Source organism: Rothia nasimurium, assembly GCF_042660305.1.
Classification (GTDB): Bacteria; Actinomycetota; Actinomycetes; order Actinomycetales; family Micrococcaceae; genus Rothia; species Rothia nasimurium.
This window is the reverse complement of the sequence record NZ_JBHSTW010000010.1, coordinates 14,918-34,461: the sequence shown is the minus strand read 5'-3', so window position 1 is coordinate 34,461 and position 19,544 is coordinate 14,918. Positions and strand designations below refer to the sequence as shown.

Below are 19,544 nucleotides of genomic sequence, written 5' to 3'. Positions count from 1 at the left end.
CTTCGCGGCGGGCATTTTTCGTGGTGGACATTTTTCGTGGTGGACATTTGTCGTGGGGTGCGGACGCCGGTGGGCTAGTATCGGGGGAGCGCGGCTTTGATGTGAGGGGAGTGTAGCGTGGCGGGGTATTCGCGGTTTGATCAGTTGCCGGTGAGCGTGTCGCGGTCGGCGCCGGGTTCTTTGCCGTCGCAGGTGGCTGAGCAGATTCGGGCTCTGGTGCTGGGTGGTTTTCTGGTGGCGGGGGACCCGCTGCCTTCTACTCGCGCGCTGGCTGAGCGCCTGAATGTTTCACGTGGAACGGTTGTTTTTGCGTATGAGCAACTGGTGGGTGAGGGCTATTTAACCAGCGGACGCGGCGGCACCCGCGTGGCTGGAAACCTCACTCTGAGTGCCCCGCAGTTTCCTGGGGTTCCCGCCTCCGTGGGAGGAGCGGGTCCCGTCCAGCCCCCTGCTGGGAGCGGAGAAATGGGGCGGACGTCCGCGCACAGGAGGGTGCCGATCACCTCTCCTGCTGACACGGCTAACCGTGACCTCATCGACCTTCGCCCCGGTAGTCCCGATACCTCTCTGGTGGCAAGCTCCACCTGGCGGGCTGCCTGGCGACAAGCCGCTGCCAACCCGGGTACTGCCCACCCGCCGGCGGGTTCCTACGAACTGCGGGTGCAGCTGGCTGAGCACCTGAGACTCATGCGGTCGGTGCTACGCACCCCCGATGACCTCTTGGTAACTGCCGGTGCCCGTGATGGCTTTCGCCTGATTCTTACCGCCCTGCGCCGCCGGGTGCGCAACCGTCCACTTCGTATTGCGGTGGAGAACCCCGGCTACCCCTCCCTGCACCGCATACCCCTTGCCTTTGGTCACGAAATCCTACCGATTGAGGTTGATGGGCAGGGCCTCAACCCTGCCCACCTGCCTACGGGGCCTAACCGGCCCGACCTCGTCCTTATAGCCCCCAGCCACCAGTACCCGTTGGGGGCTTCCATGCCGCTGGCGCGCCGCCTGGAATTGCTGGCCTGGGCGCGCGCCCACGATGCTCTGCTCGTTGAAGATGATTACGACTCCGAGCTGCGCTATGTGGGCGACCCCCTACCGGCTCTAGCTTCTCTTGACCGCTCACCTCTGCCAGGTGGGGCCGAAGCGCATCCGGCCCGGTGGGCATCTGACCGGGTGGTAACTCTCGGATCCTTTGCCAAGATGCTGGCACCCGGCCTCAACCTGGGCTATGTGGTGGCCCCGCGACACCTACAGGCAGACCTGCTGGAATTGCGTGCTGACCTGGGTAATCCGGTCTCCTCGGTAGTGCAGGACGCCCTGGCCGCCTTTCTTGCCGCAGGCGGAGTGCGCCGCCATACGGCGCGTATGCGTCGGGTTTACCGCGGACGCCGGGAGCAAGTGCTCACAGCCTTGGAGGGTCTAGCCGGTCCGCAGGTATTGCCCATGGACGGAGGCCTGCATGCAGTGATTTATCTCCCCGGTACCGACCCTGCCCGGGGCACAAGCCTTGAGCAGGACCTGGTTGCCACTGCCCATTCAACCGGTGTACTGGTGGCCCCGCTGGGGGACTACTGGTCAGCCCGGGCAGAAACCGGTGAAGGCCTCTATGGGCTGGTTCTAGGTTTTGGTGCGGTCAGTGACCGCAAGCTGGCTCTGGGTCTGGCGCGTCTGCGGCAGGTGCTTGAGGGCTACTCTTTCGAGGGAGATGCCCCAACAGGCCAGTAGCGCGTAACAGGCTGCCGGTAGCTCAGCGGCGGTCAGCTTGGCTGGTTAGACTGGTGGGGTGACTTTTGATTCTCAGCACTCCGATTTCCAGCAATCCGATTCCAAGCCCTCCACCCCTCACCCGGCTAGCACCGGTCAGCAGGCTGCCCCCAAGCGTCCGGCTGATCCGGCACTTGCTGCTGCCCTGACAGGTCCCACCTTGGTGCACGCTCTAGTGTTTCTAGCTTTTGGTCTTACCACGGTCTTTTGGCAGCAGCCGACCCTGGGCGTCATTACCGTCATGCTGGGGCTCTATATGCTGGGCTATGCGGGGGCGTCCTATCTGACGGCGCAAACCCTGCGCCGCGTGGGTGATTCCAGCACCGCCCAGGCCTTTACATCTATTGCCCTGGTGCAGGCCGCCGGTGGTGTGCTAGCTTTTGTGGCCCCCCGCGGGGAGTTCTGGCTGACCCTCATCGCCGCCTGTGTGTTGGGTTTGACCGGTGTGCTCAAGCTACTTGCCGGTATGCGCACTAAAGCCAGCAACCCCGCGGCCCGCGACTGGCAGCTAGAGGGAACTATCGTGACACTTTCAGCTGCTGCTCTGCCCGTGGTTTCTGAGATTGGCGATAAGGCCATTATGGGTACCGCCGGTGGCGGCGCCCTGGTGGCCGGTATTTTCTTGGTAGTTGGGGCTCTGACCCTGCGCGCGGACGCCCGTCGCGGCTAGGAGCTGTCGGGCAAAAGTGGCGCTCACCCCGTAGACTGGTGGAGAGTTTGTTTTCAGGAGGAATGGTCTTGGCTCAGAAGAGTGAATCACCCAATCGTGGGTTTAAGGCGCAGGTGCGCGGTCCGCTGATTATTGCGGCGGTCTTGGCTCTGGTGGCTTTCTTAGGCATCGTGGTTTTTGCAACTGGCGGTACAAATAACACCCCGAACGTGGTCTTGGCTCTGACTGTTGCGGGTGCCGTCTTCGTGGTCACCCTGGTCATGTGTGCAACCCTGATTTTGGTGGAACGTCCTAACGACCCCGAGCTGGGGGAGGGTACCGGCATCAACCGGTCCTCCGCCAAGCTGTACGCGGAGGCTAAGGCCCGCCGTGAAGCTGAAACCAAGCGCCGTGAGGCTGAGGAAAAGGAGCGCTTGGCCAAACGCATTGACGAGGCTAACGCTGCCCAGGACGGCCAGCAGTAGCCCTGTCGTCAAGGCAGAAAGGTCGGGGCGGGTACCAGTAACGGTACCCGCCCCGACCTTTTACTGTTAAGACTCTTAGTCTTGAGCGCCTTAGGCTTCAGGGTTGAGAAGGACCCCGTCGAAGTAGGCGGCCAGAGCCGCATGATCGGCCAGGGGCAGGACTGCGCCTACATACTGGTCGGGGCGGACCACCACCATCACGCCGTCGCGGGAGAGTTGGCGCTCCTCGAAGATATCTTCATCGGGTAGGGCGCAGTAGATGTTCTCCCAGTACTCAAGCTGATAGGTGCCCACCAGGGGCCGGAAGGCCGCCGGTACGTCTGTGACCTCAAAGTCGGTGTAGTTCTGCTGGTAAACCACCACCGGCTCAATCAGGGCATCAAAGTCAGCACCCTCAGCCCGGTAGCGTACGAAGGGGGAGGCGGCGTCCTGGGTCAAGAAGTCGCTCAGGGCCCGCACTTTAGAGTCAGCGGACGCGGGGTGGGCGGCGTCCGCAAAAACGTAGAGGCGGTAGCGTCCGTCGGCCATAGCCTCATGCCCCAGGTGACGGGGGTAGGCGTTCTCACGGCGGTTGACGCGGGCGGAGCGGAAGCGCTTGCCCACGGGAAAGCCTTCAGCCAGGTGCTGGTGCTCGGTGCTGCCGGTGAGTAGGGAAGGCTTGTATTCGGTCATGAACCCGGCCGGGAACTCGGCGGTCTTGACGTAGAACTCTTCCAGGTATTCGGGGTTGGGTAGGTCTTCAGGCTTGGTGGCCATGAGGGTGGACCACTCTTTGTCGAAGTCAATGAGGTTTTTGGCGATTTCCTGGCGTTCGCCGGAGTAGGTGTCGAGCAGGGCCTCGGGGGCGCGTCCTGAGAGCACATGGCCTAGTTTCCAGGCGATGTTGAAGCCGTCCTGCATGGAAACATTCATGCCCTGCCCTGCCTTGGCTGAGTGGGTGTGGCAGGCGTCGCCGGTGATGAAGACGCGGGGGGTGCGGGTACCGCGGTCGCAGGTATCGACGTCGTCGAAGTGGTCGGTGAGGCGGTGGCCGACTTCGTAGACCGAGTGCCAGGCCACGTTCTTCACGTCGATGGAGTAAGGGTGGTAGATGGCGTTGGCGCGGTCGATGATTTCTTCAATGGGGGTGGAGCGTACGGCATGGTTGTCGTCGAGGGGGACTTCGCCCAGGTCAACATAGACGCGGGCCAGGTGACCGCCTTCGCGAGGGATATGCAGGATAGAACCCTTGGTAGAGGTGATAGCGCACTTCATGCGCCAGTCGGGGAAGTCTGTATTGACGACGACGTCCATGACGCCCCAGGCGTGGTTGGCGGCGTCGCCCGAGAGGGTGCGGCCAATGGCTTTACGGACGCCGGAGCGGGCCCCGTCGCAGCCGATGACGTACTTGGCGCGGACGGTGCGTTCTTCGCCGTAGTGTTCACCGGTCGTATGGCGGACGGTGACTTTCACGGGGTAGTCGTGGTCTTCTTCAATGGTGAGCCCGAGAAACTCAATGCCGTAATCGGGGGTGATTTTGCCGGGGGAATTGCGGGCGAAGTCGGCGAAGTAGTCGAGAATGCGGGCCTGGTTGATGATCAGGTGGGGGAATTCGCTGATGTTGTGGGGGTCGTCGGGGGTGCGGGTGGTGCGGACGATGTTGTCGGGGTTGGCAGGGTCGGGTTTCCAGAAGCTGGTTTCGGTGATGTGGTAGGCCTCGCGGATTACTTCTTCGGCAAAGCGGAAGGCCTGGAAGGTTTCGACGCTACGGGCCTGGATGCCGTCAGCTTGGCCGAGTTCGAGGCGGCCTGCCCTGCGTTCGATGATGCGGGTGTTGATGTGGGGGAACTGGGAGAGCTGGGCGGCGGCAATCATGCCAGCGGGGCCGGATCCGACGATGAGGACGTCCATGGTCTCGGGTAGTTCATCTGCGCGGTTAATGCCGTAGCCTGCTGGGTCTTCAAGGCGTGGGTCGCGGGAAATATAGCCGTTGTGGTGGAAATGCATGGTGCTCCTTAGGGAGTGGGTGCGGCGCTGCACCCCAGCAAAGATGTGATGGGTAACACTTGCTCTGAATCATATACGATGTGCAACAGGGGCGGCAAGGGTTGTCTGAAATCTATCGCGGGGTAGCTGTAAGGCTTTTGTAAAACCCCCTTGCTGTGATGTGAGTTACTTGCTAGTGTGTGAAAATGATATACGATTTCAGACAAGGTTGATAGAGCTCAACGAGGAGACTCCATGACTGCTACCCCCTCCAACCGAGATTCCCTTCCCGTCACGCCCGGCAAGATTATCGCCGTGCACGTAGCCTACGAATCGCGCGCAGCCCAGCGCGGGCGTCGTCCGTCTCAACCCTCCTACTTCTTCAAGCCCACCAGTTCCCTGGCCGGCTCCGGTGCCCCCGTTGAGCGCCCGGAGGGTACCGAACTCCTTGCCTTTGAGGGAGAAATTGCCCTGGTCATCGGCACTCCTGCCCGCCACGTTCCCCTCGAAGAAGCCTGGAATCACGTCGCCTATGTGACTGCCGCTAACGATTTGGGTATCTATGACTATCGCCCCGCTGACAAGGGCTCCAACGTGCGGTCCAAGGGCCGTGACGGCTACACCCCCCTTGGCCCCGGCCTCATCGACGCCCGTACGGTGTCAGAAGACCAGCTACGCATCCGCACCTGGGTTAACGGCGAACTCGTACAGCAGGACGACACCGCCGCGGCCAACATGATCTTCCCCTTCTCCCGGTTCGTCGCCGACCTCTCCCAGCACATGACCCTCGAAACCGGCGACGTCATCCTGACCGGCACCCCCGCAGGCTCCTCCGTCATTGTTCCCGGCGATGTCGTCGAAGTGGAAGTAGACGCCCCCACCGCCCCCGGAGCCCCCACCTCGGGCCGTCTCGTTACCCCCGTTATCGCAGGTCGAGGCGACTTCAACGAGTCCATCGGCACTCTACCCGCCGTTGACGAAAAGCAGACCGAAGAGGCCTGGGGCTCCCGCGAAGCTGCCGGGTTCCCCCCGCTGGAAGAACAAGAAAACTTGCAGGCCGCGTCCGCTCTGACCCCCGAACTCCGCCGCCTCCTGCAGGCCGTACCCACTGCCGGTCTATCGGCCCAGCTCCGCGCTCGCGGTCTCAACAACGTCGTTATTGAGGGCGTCTACCCCCAGACCCCCGGCACCAAAATCGTTGGCACCGCCAAAACCCTGCGCTTTGTGCCCAACCGCGAAGACCTCTTCAAGGCCCACGGTGGTGGCTACAACGCCCAAAAACGCTGCTTTGACGAGGTGGCCGAAGGAGAAATTATTGTTATTGAGGCCCGCGGCGAGTCCGGCTCCGGCACCCTGGGTGACATCCTGGCGCTGAGGGCGAAAGGGCGCGGGGCCGCCGGCGTCATCACCGACGGCGGGGTGCGCGACTACGCGGCTGTCAAAGAAATCGGCCTGCCCGTCTTTACCCAGGGCCCCCATCCGGCCGTCCTGGGCCGCAAGCACGTGCCCTGGGAGGTCGATGTGGCGGTGGCCTGCGGCAACGCCACCGTACTCCCCGGCGATATTATCGTTGGCGATGACGACGGAGCCATCGTCATTCCGCCCGCTATCGCAGCCGAAGTCGCCCAGGCCGCTTTCGATAAAGAACACGAGGACGCCTGGGTCGCCGAACAGGTCGCAGCCGGTCACCCTGTGGACGGGCTCTTCCCACCCACCGGCGCCTGGAAAGAAAAGTACAAAGACTGGCTGGCCCAGAACCCACCCGCTCAGCCCTAACCCGCTAGGAACCACCGTGAACATCGATCTCTACCCCGGGCAGCCCATGCAGGTGACCCTCAACTACGAGAAGGGTCTATCTAAAGCCGAGACTGCCTACACCTGGGTGCGCGAAAAAATCGTGAACGGCGATTTTGCCGCCGGCCACCGCCTGGTGCTGGCCTCTATCGGCCGGGAACTCGATATGTCGGTGGTTCCTGTGCGAGAAGCTATCCGCCAGCTTGAAGCAGAAGGCCTCGTCACCTTTGAGCGGAACGTGGGGGCCAGGGTCGCCATGGTCGACAGCTCCGCCTACGTCGAGAGCATGCAAACCCTCGGCATTCTAGAAGGGGCAGCCACCGCCCTAGCCCTGCCCCACCTGACCGCTGAAGACATCGCTGCGGCTCGTGACTACAACCGGCAGCTTGCCACCCTCCTTGAAGACTTTGACCCCAAAGCCTTCACCGACCTCAACCACCGGTTCCACCAGGTTCTTACCCACCGCTGCCCCAACCAGCACCTCGTAGACCTGGTCGGGAGCGAATGGAACCGCCTCGGCAACCTGCGTGAATCAACCTTCTCTTTCGTGCCCGGCCGCGCTGCCGAATCAGTGGCAGAGCACGACCGAATTATCGACCTCATCGACCGCGGCCAGCCAGCCCACGAGGTCGAACAAGCTGTACGAGACCACCGCCAGGCGACCCTCACCAGCTACCTCAGCACTATCCCCGAGCCGGTATAACCCGCCCGCCGGCGTCCGCCCCTCACACCACACAAAGGAGTTACCTGTGAGCACTACTGAAATCACTACCGCACCCGCCAAGCCCGCCGGGCTGCCCGAGCGCATCCAGCACTACATCAATGGCCAGTTCGTTGACTCCATTGACGGAGAAACCTTCGACGTGCTCGACCCCGTGACCAACCAGCCCTACATCCAGGCTGCCTCGGGCAAGAAAGAAGACATCGAAGCTGCTGTAGCCGCTGCCCGCACCGCCTTCACCGAGGGCCCCTGGCCCCGTATGCTCCCGCGCGAACGCGCCCGCGTGCTCATGAAAATCGCCGACATCGTCGAATCCCGCGAGGACGCCCTCGCCCAGATGGAATCCTTCGACTCCGGCCTACCCATCACCCAGGCCAAGGGCCAGGCCCGACGCGCCGCCGAAAACTTCCGCTTCTTCGCCGACCTCATCGTCGCCCAGACCGACGACGCCTTCAAGGTCCCGGGTCGCCAGGTCAACTACGTCAACCGCAAGCCTATCGGCGTCGCCGGCCTTATCACCCCCTGGAACACCCCCTTCATGCTGGAATCCTGGAAGCTAGCCCCCGCCCTGGCAACCGGCAACACCGTCGTCCTCAAGCCCGCCGAATTCACCCCCCTCTCCGCCTCCCTCTGGGCCGGAATCTTCGAAGAAGCAGGCCTACCCGCAGGCGTCTTCAACCTGGTCAACGGCTTCGGTGAAACCGCAGGCGACGCCCTGGTCAAGCACCCCGACGTCCCCCTCATCTCCTTCACCGGCGAATCCAAGACCGGCCAAATCATCTTCGCCAACGCCGCCCCCTACCTCAAGGGCCTCTCCATGGAACTCGGCGGCAAGTCCCCGGCCGTTGTTTTCGAAGACGCCGACCTCGAAACCGCCATCAACGCCACCATCTTCGGTGTCTTCTCCCTCAACGGCGAACGTTGCACCGCAGGCTCCCGAATCCTGGTCCAGCGCAGCATCTACGACGAATTCGTTGAACGCTACGCCGCCCAGGCTAAGCGCGTCAAAGTCGGTCTGCCCTCAGATCCCACCACCGAAGTCGGCGCCCTGGTACACCCCGAGCACTACGAAAAGGTCATGTCCTACGTAGAAATCGGTAAGACCGAAGCCCGCCTCGTTGCGGGAGGCGAACGCCCCGCTGATTTCCCCGAAGGTAACTTCGTCCTCCCCACCGTCTTCGCCGATGTCGCCCCCGACGCCCGAATCTTCCAGGAAGAAATCTTCGGCCCCGTTGTCGCTATCACCCCCTTCGATACCGACGAAGAAGCCCTGGAACTAGCCAACAACACCAAGTACGGCCTCGCCGCCTACATCTGGACCTCCAACCTGCAACGCGCCCACAACTTCTCCCAGGCCGTCGAAGCAGGCATGGTCTGGCTCAACTCCAACAACGTCCGCGACCTCCGCACCCCCTTCGGTGGCGTCAAAGCCTCCGGTCTCGGCCACGAAGGCGGCTACCGCTCCATCGACTTCTACACCGACCAGCAGGCCGTCCACATCAACCTCGGCGAAGTCCACAACCCCGTCTTCGGCAAGGCCGACTAAAACCCCACCACACACCCGCGGCCGCCGGGCAGGCACCGTAGCCTCCCGGCGACCGCCCCACCCAAGAAAGCAAAACTATGTCACCTACCTTTGTTGACTACCCCGTCATCGTCCCCGACGAGAACGCACCCGACATCGTCCGCTGCGCCTCCATGGAACTGGTCGTCACCGACCTCGAACGCTCCCGCAACTTCTACGTCGACGTGCTCGGCCTCGTCGTCACCGAAGAAGACGAGAACACCATCTACCTGCGCTCCCTCGAAGAGTTCATCCACCACAACCTGATCCTGCGCAAGGGCGACGTTCCGGCTGTGGCAGCTTTCTCCTACCGCGTCCGCACCCCCGAAGACCTCGACAAAGCCGAAAAGTTCTACACCGCCCGCGGCTGCGAGGTACGCCGTAAGAAGGACGGCTTCGTCAAGGGCCTCGGCGACTCCGTGCGCGTGCTCGACCCCCTCGGCTTCCCCTACGAATTCTTCTACGACGTCGACCACGTCGAACGCCTAGCCTGGCGCTACGAACTCCACACCCCCGGCGCCCTCGTCCGCCTCGACCACTTCAACCAGGTCACCCCCGACGTCCCCAAGGCCATCGAATACATGGAAGACCTTGGCTTCCGTGTCACTGAAGACATCCAGGACGAAGCCGGCACCTCCTACGCCGCCTGGATGCGCCGTAAGCCCACCGTCCACGACACCGCCATGACCGGTGGCGACGGCCCCCGCATGCACCACGTCGCCTTCGCCACCCACGAAAAGCACAACATCATCGCCATCTGCGACAAACTCGGCGCCCTGCGTCTTTCTGACCACATCGAACGCGGCCCCGGCCGCCACGGCGTCTCCAACGCCTACTACCTCTACCTGCGCGACCCCGACGGCCACCGCGTCGAAATCTACACCCAGGACTACTACACCGGCGACCCCGACAACCCCCGCGTCACCTGGGACGTCCACGACAACCAGCGCCGCGACTGGTGGGGCACCCCCGTCGTCCCCTCCTGGTACACCGACGCCTCCCGCGTGCTCGACCTCGATGGCAACCTCGTGCCCCTGGTCGAACGTACCGACGACTCCGAAATGGAACAGACCATCGGCGCCGACGGCTTCTCCTACACCCGCGCCGGCGAAGAAGACATACCCGACTGGAAGAAGGGCGAATACAAGCTGGGGCACCAGCTGTAGGGGTTTTCTATGCTCACCAAAGAACAGCTCACCAAAATTGCTGATGACCTGGCCGAGGCCGAGGCCAATCGCACCATGATTCCGCGCCTGACCGCCACCTACCCCGACATGACCGTTGAGGACTCCTACGCGGTGCAGAATATGTGGCGGGCCCGGGGTGAGGCTGCTGGCCGTCGCCTTATCGGCCGCAAAATCGGGCTGACCTCCAAGGTCATGCAAGAGGCTACCGGCATTACCGAACCCGACTACGGGGCGATCTTCGCCGACCAGGTCTACGAAAACGGCTCGGTCATTGAGCACTCCCAGTACTCCAACGTGCGTATTGAGGTTGAGCTGGCTTTCGTGCTCAAGGATGACCTGACCGGCCCCAACGTCACCATTTTTGATGTGCTGCGGGCCACCGAATATGTGGTTCCAGCCCTAGAGATTCTGAGCTCCCGCATCGAGATGGAGGGCCGCACTATCGTCGACACCATCAGCGATAACGCCGCCCTGGGTGCCATGGTTTACGGGGGTAATCCGGTTGACCCGGCCTCTATTGACCTGCGCTGGGTTTCAGCCCTGCTCTACCGCAACGAGCAGATTGAAGACACCGGGGTGGCCGCCGCCGTCCTGAACCACCCGGCCAACGGCGTTGCCTGGCTTGCCAACAAGCTGGCTGCCCACGGGGATTCCCTCACAGCCGGTGAGATTATTCTGGCCGGTTCTTTCACCAAGCCCATGTGGGTGCACCCGGGGGATACCGTCCATGCCGACTACGGGGATCTAGGGGCGGTAACGTGTCGCTTCGTCTAGACCCTCCCTTCGGCCAGCACCTGCACACCCTCGGACGCCCCGCCGTGGGCATGTGGGTTTGCTCAGGTTCACCGGTGGCCGCCGAAATCTGCGCCGGTTCCGGCCTGGACTGGCTACTGGTTGACGGGGAGCACGGGGTTGCCAGCCTTGAGACGGTGCAGCAGCTCCTGCAGGTGACGGCCGCCTACCCGGTGCAGACCATGGTGCGCCTGCCCTCCCTGGACGTTGTCGCTGTTAAGCAGTTCTTGGACGCTGGTGCCCAGAACCTGCTCATTCCCATGGTCGATACCGCCCAGATGGCCCGGGAGGCGGTGGCCGCTACCCGTTACCCCCCGGCGGGGGTGCGCGGGGTGGGGTCTGCCCTGTCCCGTTCAGCCCGCTGGGGCGGGGTGCCCGGCTACCTGACCGAGGCCGAGAAGTACATTTCGCTTTTTGTGCAGATTGAGTCAGTTACGGCTGTGGAGAATGCTGAAGAGATTTGCGCGGTGGACGGCCTAGCCGGGGTTTTTGTCGGCCCCTCAGATTTGGCGGCCTCTATGGGGTTGCTGGGCCAGCAGAACCACCCGCAGGTGGTGGACGCTGTGAAGCGGGTTATCGCGGTAGCCCGTGCTGCCGGGGTGAAGGTGGGCGTGAACGCCTTTGACCCGGCGCAGGCTGAGGACTACCTGGCTGCTGGTGCTGATTTTATTCTGGTGGCTGCTGACGTGCAGCTGCTGGCCCTGGAGTCGAAGAAGCTGGCTGCCCGCTTCATTCAGGACGCCGCCCCCGGCTCCGCTGACGTGGGCTACTAGGGCTCTGATTAGGAAGAACCCGGGAAGAAAATAATTTTCCTCCCGGGCTCTTTCTCTCCTGCGGACAGGAATCTCTATTCAGTTCGTTCGAACCAGTAGTTTGAGCTGGACTCCTGTCCTATAGCCTCGTGGCTATTCTGTGTCGCGTTGTTTTAGCTTGACCTCCACCTTAGGAATCTTGCGGGCAGCGTTCTTAATTCCATCAATCGTTTCAGTAGCTTTAGTGCTTGCAGCGACTTTCCAACCAAAGACTTCTGACTCGCTCCATGAGTTTTCCTGTAGCTCTAAGGCCTGTGCAAAAGTGTCTAAGTCTTTGTCTATGGCACTAATGCCTGCAAAGATTCTCTTCACAGCGATAGGGTTTCTGAATTGCATCTCTTGTGCAGTTTTCCAGGCTGGGCCAAGCTGACTTCCAAGTTCCAGAAGAGTTGACTCAATTTCCGAGATACGGTGGTTTCGAGCTAGTTTCAGTCCTTCTCGATGTTGCTCTAAAGCTTCGGGAGATTCTTCTAGCACCCGGTCAAGTTCGATCACTGCAAGTTGATCCTGAATCATTACCGCATTTCCTAGAGCCATGAGCCAGCCGGCAATTTCGCCACTGAGTGCATCTGTCGAGGACTTGAGGTCAGCAGCTGTTTTTGCTGTCTGAATTTTTTGAGCAAGGCCCTGGATTTTTTGTAGTGCGTATTTCTGTACCTTAGTAGCCTCCGCTCCACATGGTGCTACTTTGGACCACGTGGTAGAAGATACAAAACCTGTCTCCTTACGGATTATGTATGCTTCTTCAGTAGCGTGTCTAAGTGAGAAAAGTTCGGCAATTACATTGTCTTTTTGATCCTGAAGTAGGTCATCGATTTTGGCATCAATAACCTCCAGGTATTCCGAAATTTCAGATATTGACTGTTCGAGGGCTTTCTGCGCGAGAATGCTGCCAAGTACGGCTGCGCCAGCAGGGGTGAAGAGCCCACCAACTTGGGCAAATTTCAGGTGCTTGATGATTTGTCCGTTACTTGCGCGTGCAACTCCACTCGTAGCGTTGGTAGCCTTAGCTAGGGCGGCCGATTCCTTGGTGAGCTTCACCCATCTACCGGACTGCTCCACCAAGTTCATTGCCTCAGTTGTAGTAACTCCAGCTGTGTGAATTGCTTTATTAAAAGCAGAACCGATTGGCTGTGATGTAACGCCGTTAGCGCCCAGCCAAGCCTCAATCGCATGGGAGTCTCCAAAAAGAGCAAGACCCTTTTCGTCTTCAATTACTGTAATTTCTCCATCGGTAGGAGGAAAGGACTCTTTCTCGTTCATAACCTCATCATAGAACTTTGTAGGTAGAAGCTTGTACAAAGACTTATTTATAAAGACGTTTTGCAAGCTCATACTTGCTGTAACTTCTTGCACGGTCGGTATCCACGAGGTGATTTATTGCAGGTAGCGAGCTGGTATGTAAGCTGCGCCCTTCCGCCCCAGGCAGGTTCCACCGATGTGGGCTACTAGGGCCGAATCCAGCGTCCTTGCTCTTTGGTGAAAGTAAGAAAAAAACTTCATGAGCACGTGCAAAGAACGCGCTTATGAAGTTTTCTCTTACTCTCTATAAAAATCTAGACGCCCCGAAACATCGGCGTCCGCTTCTCCATGAAAGCAGCGAAGCCTTCGGAGCAGTCCCTCAGAGGAGCATATGTCGCCCTGGGCCTTGTTCTCAGCTTCAACAGGCTCCCAGAGGCCTACCCGGGCGTCGCGCACCTGGACCACCTTTTCGCGGGTAAAGTCCAGTAGTTCCTAGGTGAGTGGGGCAGGAACGGTGTGGAAGCCATGACTTGTCCCTACTACTCGCTTCTCAAGAAGTCTTATGTATCGATTCAAGCTATTTTTGGGCGGCCCACTGACTCTATCTACTTTTTCACATGTATAACGTGAACCTCGCAAGGCGATTCACACCAGCCATCGTGCAAGTAGCTTCGTTGAGAGTCTGCTCCGCCTCCGACTTTTGAATAAGCCTCAGTATTATTTTTGAAATACCTGTGGGTGGGCTGAACCTGCGCCCGTTCACTACCTAGAATGATGAAGGAAACGTTCAAGCTAGGAGAGAATATTATGTCGTCTACTACTATTTCTGAAGAAGTCGTCCAGAAGGTCTTAGACTTCTACAAAAACAAGGAAATCCACCGCCGTATTCATGCCGACCGGGTCCCTAACTTCTGGTCCATTATTGAATATGGTCGTAAGTCCTACGAGACCCGCTATTCCCGTATGCTGAGATGGATTCTGGATCCGACTGAAAATCACGGGCTGAAAGACAGGTTCTTTAAGGCCTTGATGAAGGAAATCAGGGATGAAGGTCTACCTCTGATGGACCTTAAGAAAACTAAAACAGAAACCGAGACCTTGGCCAATCTTGATATTCTCTTTGTTTCTGAAGACCCCAAGCTGACCCTAACCATTGAGGCAAAGCACTATGCAACGGAGCACGGCTCTGGTGAGTACGACTCCCAGTTAGAGAAGTATTTTGACGCAATCCACAAAAAGTACCCCGACTACCAGAATCACTTTATCTACCTCACCATTGCTGGGAATCCGCCTGAAAAGACCGATAGGAACAAGGACAAGGACTATCTCCAGCACTATAAGACTCTCAGCTTTGAGCAGCTCTCTAAACTCCTGATTGACCTTGAGCAGGCTGCGGAGTCTTTGGACACAGTCAAGATTATTCGTGATTTCCGCTGGGACGTGAAGAAATCTATCGAAAACCATGACTTTAATGTTCGGGAAATTGTTGAGAGCTATGGCTTCAAGGAGATTAGGGGGCAGCTAGTAGCACTCAGTAGCTATCTTGAAGGTGAAAGCGATGAGTTCAGAGAGGACATTGAACGGAAGCTTCCACAGGACATTCAAAAGCGTTACCTGGTAGAAGCTATTGGTCTGATTCTGGATAATATCAGTATTCAGGATCACACTCCCTCGCCTGTAGCACAAAAACTCGCCGGGATGATTTTTAAAAAGCTCACTGATGCTGAAAAGACCCTGGAACTCAAGGAACTTTTGGGGGAAGAATTCAATGACTTTACCTACAAGAAGGCACAATCAACCCGGCACCCCGGTCAGGGCGTGCGCTTGAAGCTGGCCGATGCAGACTACTTCTACAGTATTTACCTCTCTAGCGGCAAGGCTAAAAAGAACCAAAAGAATAAGGAACGCAAGACCATTTTCCCCAACGACGGAATACATATCGATGTGTATCATCTTGATGCAGAGAAACAGGAACCCCTGGGTATGCGCCTCAACCCTGACAACTTTCGGATTGATATTCGAGACCTGCTTCAGCACAAGAGCTACTCATGCCTCGGTATTGAGGATGTAGCAGACTTCCTCACATCCGAGGAAAAGGTACAGCACTTTCTGGATAGCCTGCCTAAGTACCTGGCTGAGTCCATCAAGGAACGCAAGAAGCAGCTAACTTCCTATTCCTAGGCCGGAGAAACAGTCCACCTTCTATGAGAAGAGGGAGGCTGTTTTTTACCAGATAGACAACTGCTGACAGCGGCGTCCTCGGTGGGTCAAACCGTTGGATGGAAGTACCCTGGTACGGGTTCTACCGCGTTTGTTTCCTTGAAGTCAGGGCGCTAATAGCCCAGGTTACAGCGAAGATTAGGATCTGAAAGTCCGCGCACACTTCCATCAATGAGGCTTATTGATAAGGGGGGCCCACCAGCTAGACAACGGCTCTATCAGAAGACAATCATAAGGATCAATCATCACAAATACCTCAAAACAAGTAGGAAGAACCCCTGCTCACCATGCCTGAGCCACTAGTAATTCACCACACTACTTAAGGCACTGCAAGTCCATCTCACCTGGCCGCCGGTGCTGATTTTATTCTGGTGGCCGCCGACGTGCAGCTCCTAGCCCTGGAGTCGAAGAAGCTGGCCGCCCGCTTCATTCAGGACGCCGCCCCCGGCTCCGCCGACGTGGGCTACTAAGGCCGCGCCTCCGCGTCCTGCCCCTGGTGCCACCTCCCAGACGCACGAAATGCGGGGTTTCCTTCGAGATGCAGCAGAAAGAACCGCAGTTAGAAGGAAACCCCGCATTTCGCGTTCCAGACGCTTACCTACCCCGAAACACCGGCGTCCGCTTCTCCGTGAAAGCAGCGAAGCCTTCGGCGTAGTCCGCAGAGGAGCACAGGTCGCCCTGGGCCTTGTTCTCAGCTTCAACAGACTCCCAGAGGCCGACCCGGGCGTCTCGCACCTGGGCCACCAGCTGCTTCGAAGCTACAAAAGCCCCGGTTGCCCCGGCGGCCACCTTGGCCACCTTCTCGCGGGTAAAGTCCAGGAGCTCCTCGGCAGGAACAGCCCGGCTAAAGAGCCCGGCGGCCACCGCCTCAGCACCAGACATCAAATCAGCGGTATAAATGAGGTCCAGAGCCCGGTGGGCACCCAGCCGCTCCACAAAGAGGGCGTGCCCGCCAGAGTCCAAGGTTGCCCCCAGGTTGGCAAAGGGGGAGCCAATCTTGGCGTTCTCAGCCACATAGACCACGTCCGTAGCAATGGCCAGGCCCAGGCCAACCCCCAGACAAGCGCCCTGTACCGCAGCAAAGGTCGGGGCAGGGAAGGTGCTCATCTTCTTCAACAGCGGGGTCACTTTGTCGGCCAGGTAGGCGTAGGCGTCGTCCTCGGCAGGCACCAGCCCGGCGATATCCCGCCCGGCGCAAAAACCTCGCCCCTCCCCGCGCAGAAGCAGGGCGCGGACGCCCGCCGCAGCTGCCTCGTCGTAGGCGGCAGAGAGCTCGGCCAGGGCGGCCTCGTTGACGGCGTTCATCTTTTCGGGGGCGTTCAGCACCGCCTCGGCGACTGCGCCCTCAATGGTCAGATCAATCACGGCTTTTCCCCTCCTAGGCGTCGAAGTCCACGGTCACGGCGTCGGAGCAGGGGCGGGTCTGGCAGGTGAGAATGTAGCCGGCATCGACCTCGTCCTTTTCCAGGGCGTAGTTTTCCTCCATCTTGACGTCGCCCGAAATCACCTTGGCGCGGCAGGTTCCGCAGACGCCACCGGCGCAGGCGAAGGGTACGTCGGCGCGTACGCGCAGGGCGGCGTTGAGAATGGTCTCGTTGGCAGAGATGGGGGATTCAACGGAGGAGGAGGTGCCGTCCAGGTTGAAAGAGATAGCGTAGTTGGCCCCGGCCGGATCGGCTTCGACGGCTCGGCCCTGCTGACCGGCGGGGGTTTCGGGTTTGCCGGTGGTGAAGAGTTCGAAACGGACGTCGTCCTCGCGGACGCCACGCTCAGCCAGGGTGTCGCGGCAGAGCTGCACCAGTTCGAAGGGTCCGCAGAGGAACCACTCGTCGGCCTTATCTACCTGAATCACATGGTCCAAGATGGCCTTGAGTTTTTCATCGTCAATGCGGCCGCTCATGAGCGGATTGATCCGCTGTTCACGCGAGAGCACATGGTGGACGGCGAAGCGGGTGGGGTAGCGGTCCTTGAGGTCGCCGATTTCTTCGGCGAACATGACGTCCATGGCGGACTTGTTGGCGTAGACCAGGTCAAAGGTGCTGGTGGGGCTGGCCTTGAGCACGGTGCGGGCGATGGCGATGATGGGGGTGATACCCGAGCCGGCGGCGAAGGCGACCATGTGCTCACCCCCTGCCGCGGCGGCGTCCTCAGCGATTTTGTCGGGGTCGTTGAGGCTGGTGATGGTGCTCTTGGAGACGAAGGCACCCTGGGGGTTCATGACGTCGATCTGGTAGCCGGGTTCGAGGGTGTCGTTGGCCCAGTTGGAGAAGAGGCCTCCGAAGTCGCGCTTGATGGCTACGCGGATTTCGCCGGGGGTGGGCTCGGCGCAGATGGAGTAGGAGCGGCGGACTTCCTGCCCGTCAATCTGGGCGCGCAGGGCGACGTACTGGCCCGGCAGGTAGTCGTAGTCGGCGGCGAGCTCGTCGGGCACAGCGAAGGTGACTTCGACGGAGTCTTTGGTGAGTTTGCGGACGCCCGCCACGGTCAGCGTGTTAAAGGTGGCGCGGCGGCGGGTGCTGGTGTCGGTCATGGCGTCTTCCTCGGGTCTAGTGAATCTTGAAGTAGTCGAAGGGCTCGGAGCAGGCTTGGCACTGGTAGAGGGCCTTGCAGGAGGTGGAGCCGAAGCGGGTGAGTTCGCGGGTGGCCAGGGAGTGGCAGCGGGGGCACTTGACGGCCAGACCCAGGCTCACGGGGCCCGCGGCAGCTGTGCCGGTGGGCGGGGCGATGCCGTACTCGGCAAGGCGGGCCTTGCCGGCCTCGCTCATCCAGTCGGTGCTCCAGGCGGGGGAGAGCACCGTTTCGACGCGTGGGGCCGGGTAGCCGTGGTCGGTGAAGACCCGGCGGACGTTGGTGGTAATGGCGTCCATGGCCGGGCAGCCGGAGTAGGTGGGGGTAATGACCACAACCGGCTGGTCGCCCTCGTAGCGGGTGGCCCGAAGAATCCCAAGGTCAGCAATGGAGAGAACGGGAATTTCGGGGTCGGCGACTCGGGCGGCAAGTTCCCACAGGGCGGCGTCCGATCCCTCGGGCGCGGGTACGGAGCTCTCGGTTTCTAGGGCGGGGGCGGTGTAGCCGGAGTCGGCGTCGAAGCCGAAGCTGAAATCGACTCCGGCGCTGGCCTGCTCGCTGGTCAGGGCGCTGCCGTCTGAGCAATGGCGGGGCGGACACTCGCTGCGGGTGTTCACGGGTGCACCTCCTTGTGCTGGGCCGGCTGGGAACTACCAGATGGCGCCGGGGTGGGCGCGGGCGAGGACCTGAAGTTCGGTGAGGATGTGGCCGCGGGCTTCGGAGAACTGGCCGGAGCGGTCGCCGCCGCGGGCCTGGGGCACGTCGGGCACCTTCAGTTGGGCTTCTTCGATGATGGCGTGCAGGCGCTTTTCGAAGTTCTCGCGCAGGGTGGAGGGGAGGACGGCTACACCGGGGAGGGCTACGGCGTCCTCGAAGTCGTAGAAGAGTTCGTCGATGTAGGGCCACATGTAGTAGAGGCCCTCTTGCATGCGGCGGTTAGATTCTTCGGTGCCGATGCCCAGTCGCAGGGCCCAGGCGGTGGCGTGGTCCTGGTGGTAGGCGACCTCTTTGAGGGCCTTGGCTGCGATGGCGGCCAGGGTGGGGTCTTCAGACTTCACCAGGGCTGAGTAGAGCTCGTACTGGTAGTAGCTGAAGATGAGCTGGCGGGCGATGGTCTGCCCAAAATCACCGTTTTCTTGTTCTGCCAGGCGGGCTGAGCGGAACTCTTCTTCGTCGCGGAAGTAGGCCAGGTCGTCCTCGGTCTTACCCCAGGCAGTGCCCGCGTAGGTGAGGAAGAAACGGGCGTGGCCGATCAGGTCGAGGGCGATGTTGCCCAGGGCGATGTCTTCTTCGAGTTCGGGGGCGCGGGAAATCCAGTGGGCCAGGCGCTGGCCCAGCATGAGGGCGTCGTCGCCCAGGGCCAGGGCGTAGCGGGCTACCTCTTCGCTGGCCTGCACACCGGAAGCTGCGATATCTTCGGCGACGATGGATTCGCCCTCGCTGTGGCGGGTCGCTGATTCGAAGGATGCGTAACTCATAGGTGCTTTACCCCTTCGCTCTTGGTGTAGTAGGTGGCGTGGCGGTAGCTCTTGCCCTGGGATGATTCAAAGAAGCCGCCCTTGGAGTCGGGGTCGGATGCCAGGATAGCTTCGGCGGGTACAACCCAGACGCTGGTGCCCTCGTTGCGGCGGGTGTAGAGGTCGCGGGCGTTGCGCAGGGCCATGGTGGCGTCGGGGGCGTGCAGGGAGCCTGCGTGTACGTGGGAGAGGCCGCGGGAGGACCGGACGAAGACCTCCCAGAGGGGCCATTCGTTGGATTCGGGTAGGTGGGCGATGTTCTCGGTCATG

The 19,544-nt window shown here is 60.5% G+C and carries 17 protein-coding genes; 10 read left to right on the top strand and 7 right to left on the bottom strand.

What is annotated here, in order from left to right:
* The first annotated feature begins 156 nt into the window (after positions 1–156).
* From pdxR to ACFP6B_RS03905, 3 genes are all read left to right on the top strand, one after another.
* A complete protein-coding gene (pdxR, locus tag ACFP6B_RS03915; protein WP_377127069.1) occupies positions 157–1,719 on the top strand; it encodes a MocR-like pyridoxine biosynthesis transcription factor PdxR in 1,563 nt (520 codons plus the stop codon).
* 58 nt (positions 1,720–1,777) lie between these two features.
* The gene (locus tag ACFP6B_RS03910) at positions 1,778–2,428 is read left to right on the top strand and encodes a hypothetical protein (RefSeq protein ID WP_237198303.1); all 651 of its coding nucleotides are present in this window, start codon (positions 1,778–1,780) and stop codon (positions 2,426–2,428) included.
* A gap of 68 nt (positions 2,429–2,496) precedes the next feature.
* Positions 2,497–2,892, top strand: a complete 396-nt coding sequence (locus tag ACFP6B_RS03905) for a hypothetical protein (RefSeq protein WP_237186692.1) — start codon at positions 2,497–2,499, stop codon at positions 2,890–2,892.
* 90 nt (positions 2,893–2,982) lie between these two features.
* On the opposite strand, the gene ACFP6B_RS03900 is transcribed toward ACFP6B_RS03905, so the two are convergent.
* Positions 2,983–4,878: an FAD-binding monooxygenase gene (locus ACFP6B_RS03900; RefSeq protein WP_377127064.1), complete on the bottom strand. Its 1,896-nt coding sequence runs from the start codon at positions 4,876–4,878 to the stop codon at positions 2,983–2,985.
* Positions 4,879–5,112: 234 nt separating this feature from the next.
* Between ACFP6B_RS03900 and ACFP6B_RS03895 the strand changes: the two genes are divergently transcribed.
* The 6 genes from ACFP6B_RS03895 (at position 5,113) to ACFP6B_RS03870 (ending at position 11,688) form a co-directional block, all read left to right on the top strand.
* Entirely contained in the window at positions 5,113–6,633 is a 1,521-nt protein-coding gene (locus tag ACFP6B_RS03895; RefSeq protein ID WP_377127061.1) for a fumarylacetoacetate hydrolase family protein, read from the top strand.
* A gap of 46 nt (positions 6,634–6,679) precedes the next feature.
* On the top strand, positions 6,680–7,354 hold the full coding sequence (locus ACFP6B_RS03890; protein ID WP_377127450.1) for a GntR family transcriptional regulator: 675 nt from the start codon (positions 6,680–6,682) through the stop codon (positions 7,352–7,354).
* A gap of 46 nt (positions 7,355–7,400) precedes the next feature.
* Positions 7,401–8,918 (top strand): 5-carboxymethyl-2-hydroxymuconate semialdehyde dehydrogenase, encoded by a 1,518-nt coding sequence (gene hpaE / locus ACFP6B_RS03885; RefSeq protein ID WP_377127058.1) that lies wholly within the window; start codon positions 7,401–7,403, stop codon positions 8,916–8,918.
* A gap of 77 nt (positions 8,919–8,995) precedes the next feature.
* A complete protein-coding gene (gene hpaD / locus ACFP6B_RS03880; RefSeq protein WP_377127055.1) occupies positions 8,996–10,102 on the top strand; it encodes a 3,4-dihydroxyphenylacetate 2,3-dioxygenase in 1,107 nt (368 codons plus the stop codon).
* 9 nt (positions 10,103–10,111) lie between these two features.
* Positions 10,112–10,897 (top strand): 2-oxo-hept-4-ene-1,7-dioate hydratase, encoded by a 786-nt coding sequence (gene hpaH, locus ACFP6B_RS03875; protein ID WP_237186708.1) that lies wholly within the window; start codon positions 10,112–10,114, stop codon positions 10,895–10,897.
* Positions 10,882–11,688, top strand: coding sequence for an HpcH/HpaI aldolase family protein (locus ACFP6B_RS03870; protein WP_377127051.1), 807 nt, complete (start codon positions 10,882–10,884; stop codon positions 11,686–11,688). Before hpaH ends, ACFP6B_RS03870 begins: the two co-directional genes overlap by 16 nt.
* Before the next feature lie 132 nt (positions 11,689–11,820).
* Here the strand turns inward: ACFP6B_RS03870 and ACFP6B_RS03865 are convergent, their stop codons facing one another.
* Positions 11,821–13,083, bottom strand: a complete 1,263-nt coding sequence (locus ACFP6B_RS03865) for a hypothetical protein (RefSeq protein ID WP_377127048.1) — start codon at positions 13,081–13,083, stop codon at positions 11,821–11,823.
* Between the two features lie 693 nt (positions 13,084–13,776).
* Here ACFP6B_RS03865 and ACFP6B_RS03860 point away from each other — a divergent pair.
* Complete coding sequence (locus ACFP6B_RS03860) at positions 13,777–15,150, top strand: PDDEXK-like family protein (RefSeq protein WP_377127045.1); 1,374 nt, start codon at positions 13,777–13,779, stop codon at positions 15,148–15,150.
* A gap of 633 nt (positions 15,151–15,783) precedes the next feature.
* Here ACFP6B_RS03860 and ACFP6B_RS03855 read toward each other — a convergent pair.
* The 5 genes from ACFP6B_RS03855 to paaB form a co-directional block, all read right to left on the bottom strand.
* Positions 15,784–16,554, bottom strand: coding sequence for an enoyl-CoA hydratase/isomerase family protein (locus ACFP6B_RS03855; RefSeq protein ID WP_377127042.1), 771 nt, complete (start codon positions 16,552–16,554; stop codon positions 15,784–15,786).
* A 13-nt stretch (positions 16,555–16,567) separates the two neighbouring features.
* The gene (gene paaE, locus ACFP6B_RS03850; protein ID WP_377127039.1) at positions 16,568–17,719 is read right to left on the bottom strand and encodes a 1,2-phenylacetyl-CoA epoxidase subunit PaaE; all 1,152 of its coding nucleotides are present in this window, start codon (positions 17,717–17,719) and stop codon (positions 16,568–16,570) included.
* Positions 17,720–17,735: 16 nt separating this feature from the next.
* Positions 17,736–18,197, bottom strand: a complete 462-nt coding sequence (paaD, locus tag ACFP6B_RS03845; RefSeq protein WP_237241435.1) for a 1,2-phenylacetyl-CoA epoxidase subunit PaaD — start codon at positions 18,195–18,197, stop codon at positions 17,736–17,738.
* A 210-nt stretch (positions 18,198–18,407) separates the two neighbouring features.
* Positions 18,408–19,235, bottom strand: a complete 828-nt coding sequence (gene paaC / locus ACFP6B_RS03840; RefSeq protein ID WP_377127036.1) for a 1,2-phenylacetyl-CoA epoxidase subunit PaaC — start codon at positions 19,233–19,235, stop codon at positions 18,408–18,410.
* Positions 19,232–19,543, bottom strand: coding sequence for a 1,2-phenylacetyl-CoA epoxidase subunit PaaB (gene paaB / locus ACFP6B_RS03835; protein ID WP_135013116.1), 312 nt, complete (start codon positions 19,541–19,543; stop codon positions 19,232–19,234). Before paaB ends, paaC begins: the two co-directional genes overlap by 4 nt.
* Position 19,544: the final 1 nt, after the last annotated feature.

Bases quoted from the DNA above. Each gene is read 5' to 3' on its own strand.
- ACFP6B_RS03900 (WP_377127064.1), bottom strand. From the start codon at position 4,878: ATGCATTTCCACCACAACGGCTATATTTCCCGCGACCCACGCCTTGAA.
- ACFP6B_RS03895 (WP_377127061.1), top strand. From the start codon at position 5,113: ATGACTGCTACCCCCTCCAACCGAGATTCCCTTCCCGTCACGCCCGGC.
- ACFP6B_RS03890 (WP_377127450.1), top strand. From the start codon at position 6,680: ATGCAGGTGACCCTCAACTACGAGAAGGGTCTATCTAAAGCCGAGACT.
- hpaD (WP_377127055.1), top strand. From the start codon at position 8,996: ATGTCACCTACCTTTGTTGACTACCCCGTCATCGTCCCCGACGAGAAC.
- hpaH (WP_237186708.1), top strand. From the start codon at position 10,112: ATGCTCACCAAAGAACAGCTCACCAAAATTGCTGATGACCTGGCCGAG.
- ACFP6B_RS03860 (WP_377127045.1), top strand. From the start codon at position 13,777: ATGTCGTCTACTACTATTTCTGAAGAAGTCGTCCAGAAGGTCTTAGAC.
- paaE (WP_377127039.1), bottom strand. From the start codon at position 17,719: ATGACCGACACCAGCACCCGCCGCCGCGCCACCTTTAACACGCTGACC.
- paaC (WP_377127036.1), bottom strand. From the start codon at position 19,235: ATGAGTTACGCATCCTTCGAATCAGCGACCCGCCACAGCGAGGGCGAA.
- paaB (WP_135013116.1), bottom strand. From the start codon at position 19,543: ATGACCGAGAACATCGCCCACCTACCCGAATCCAACGAATGGCCCCTC.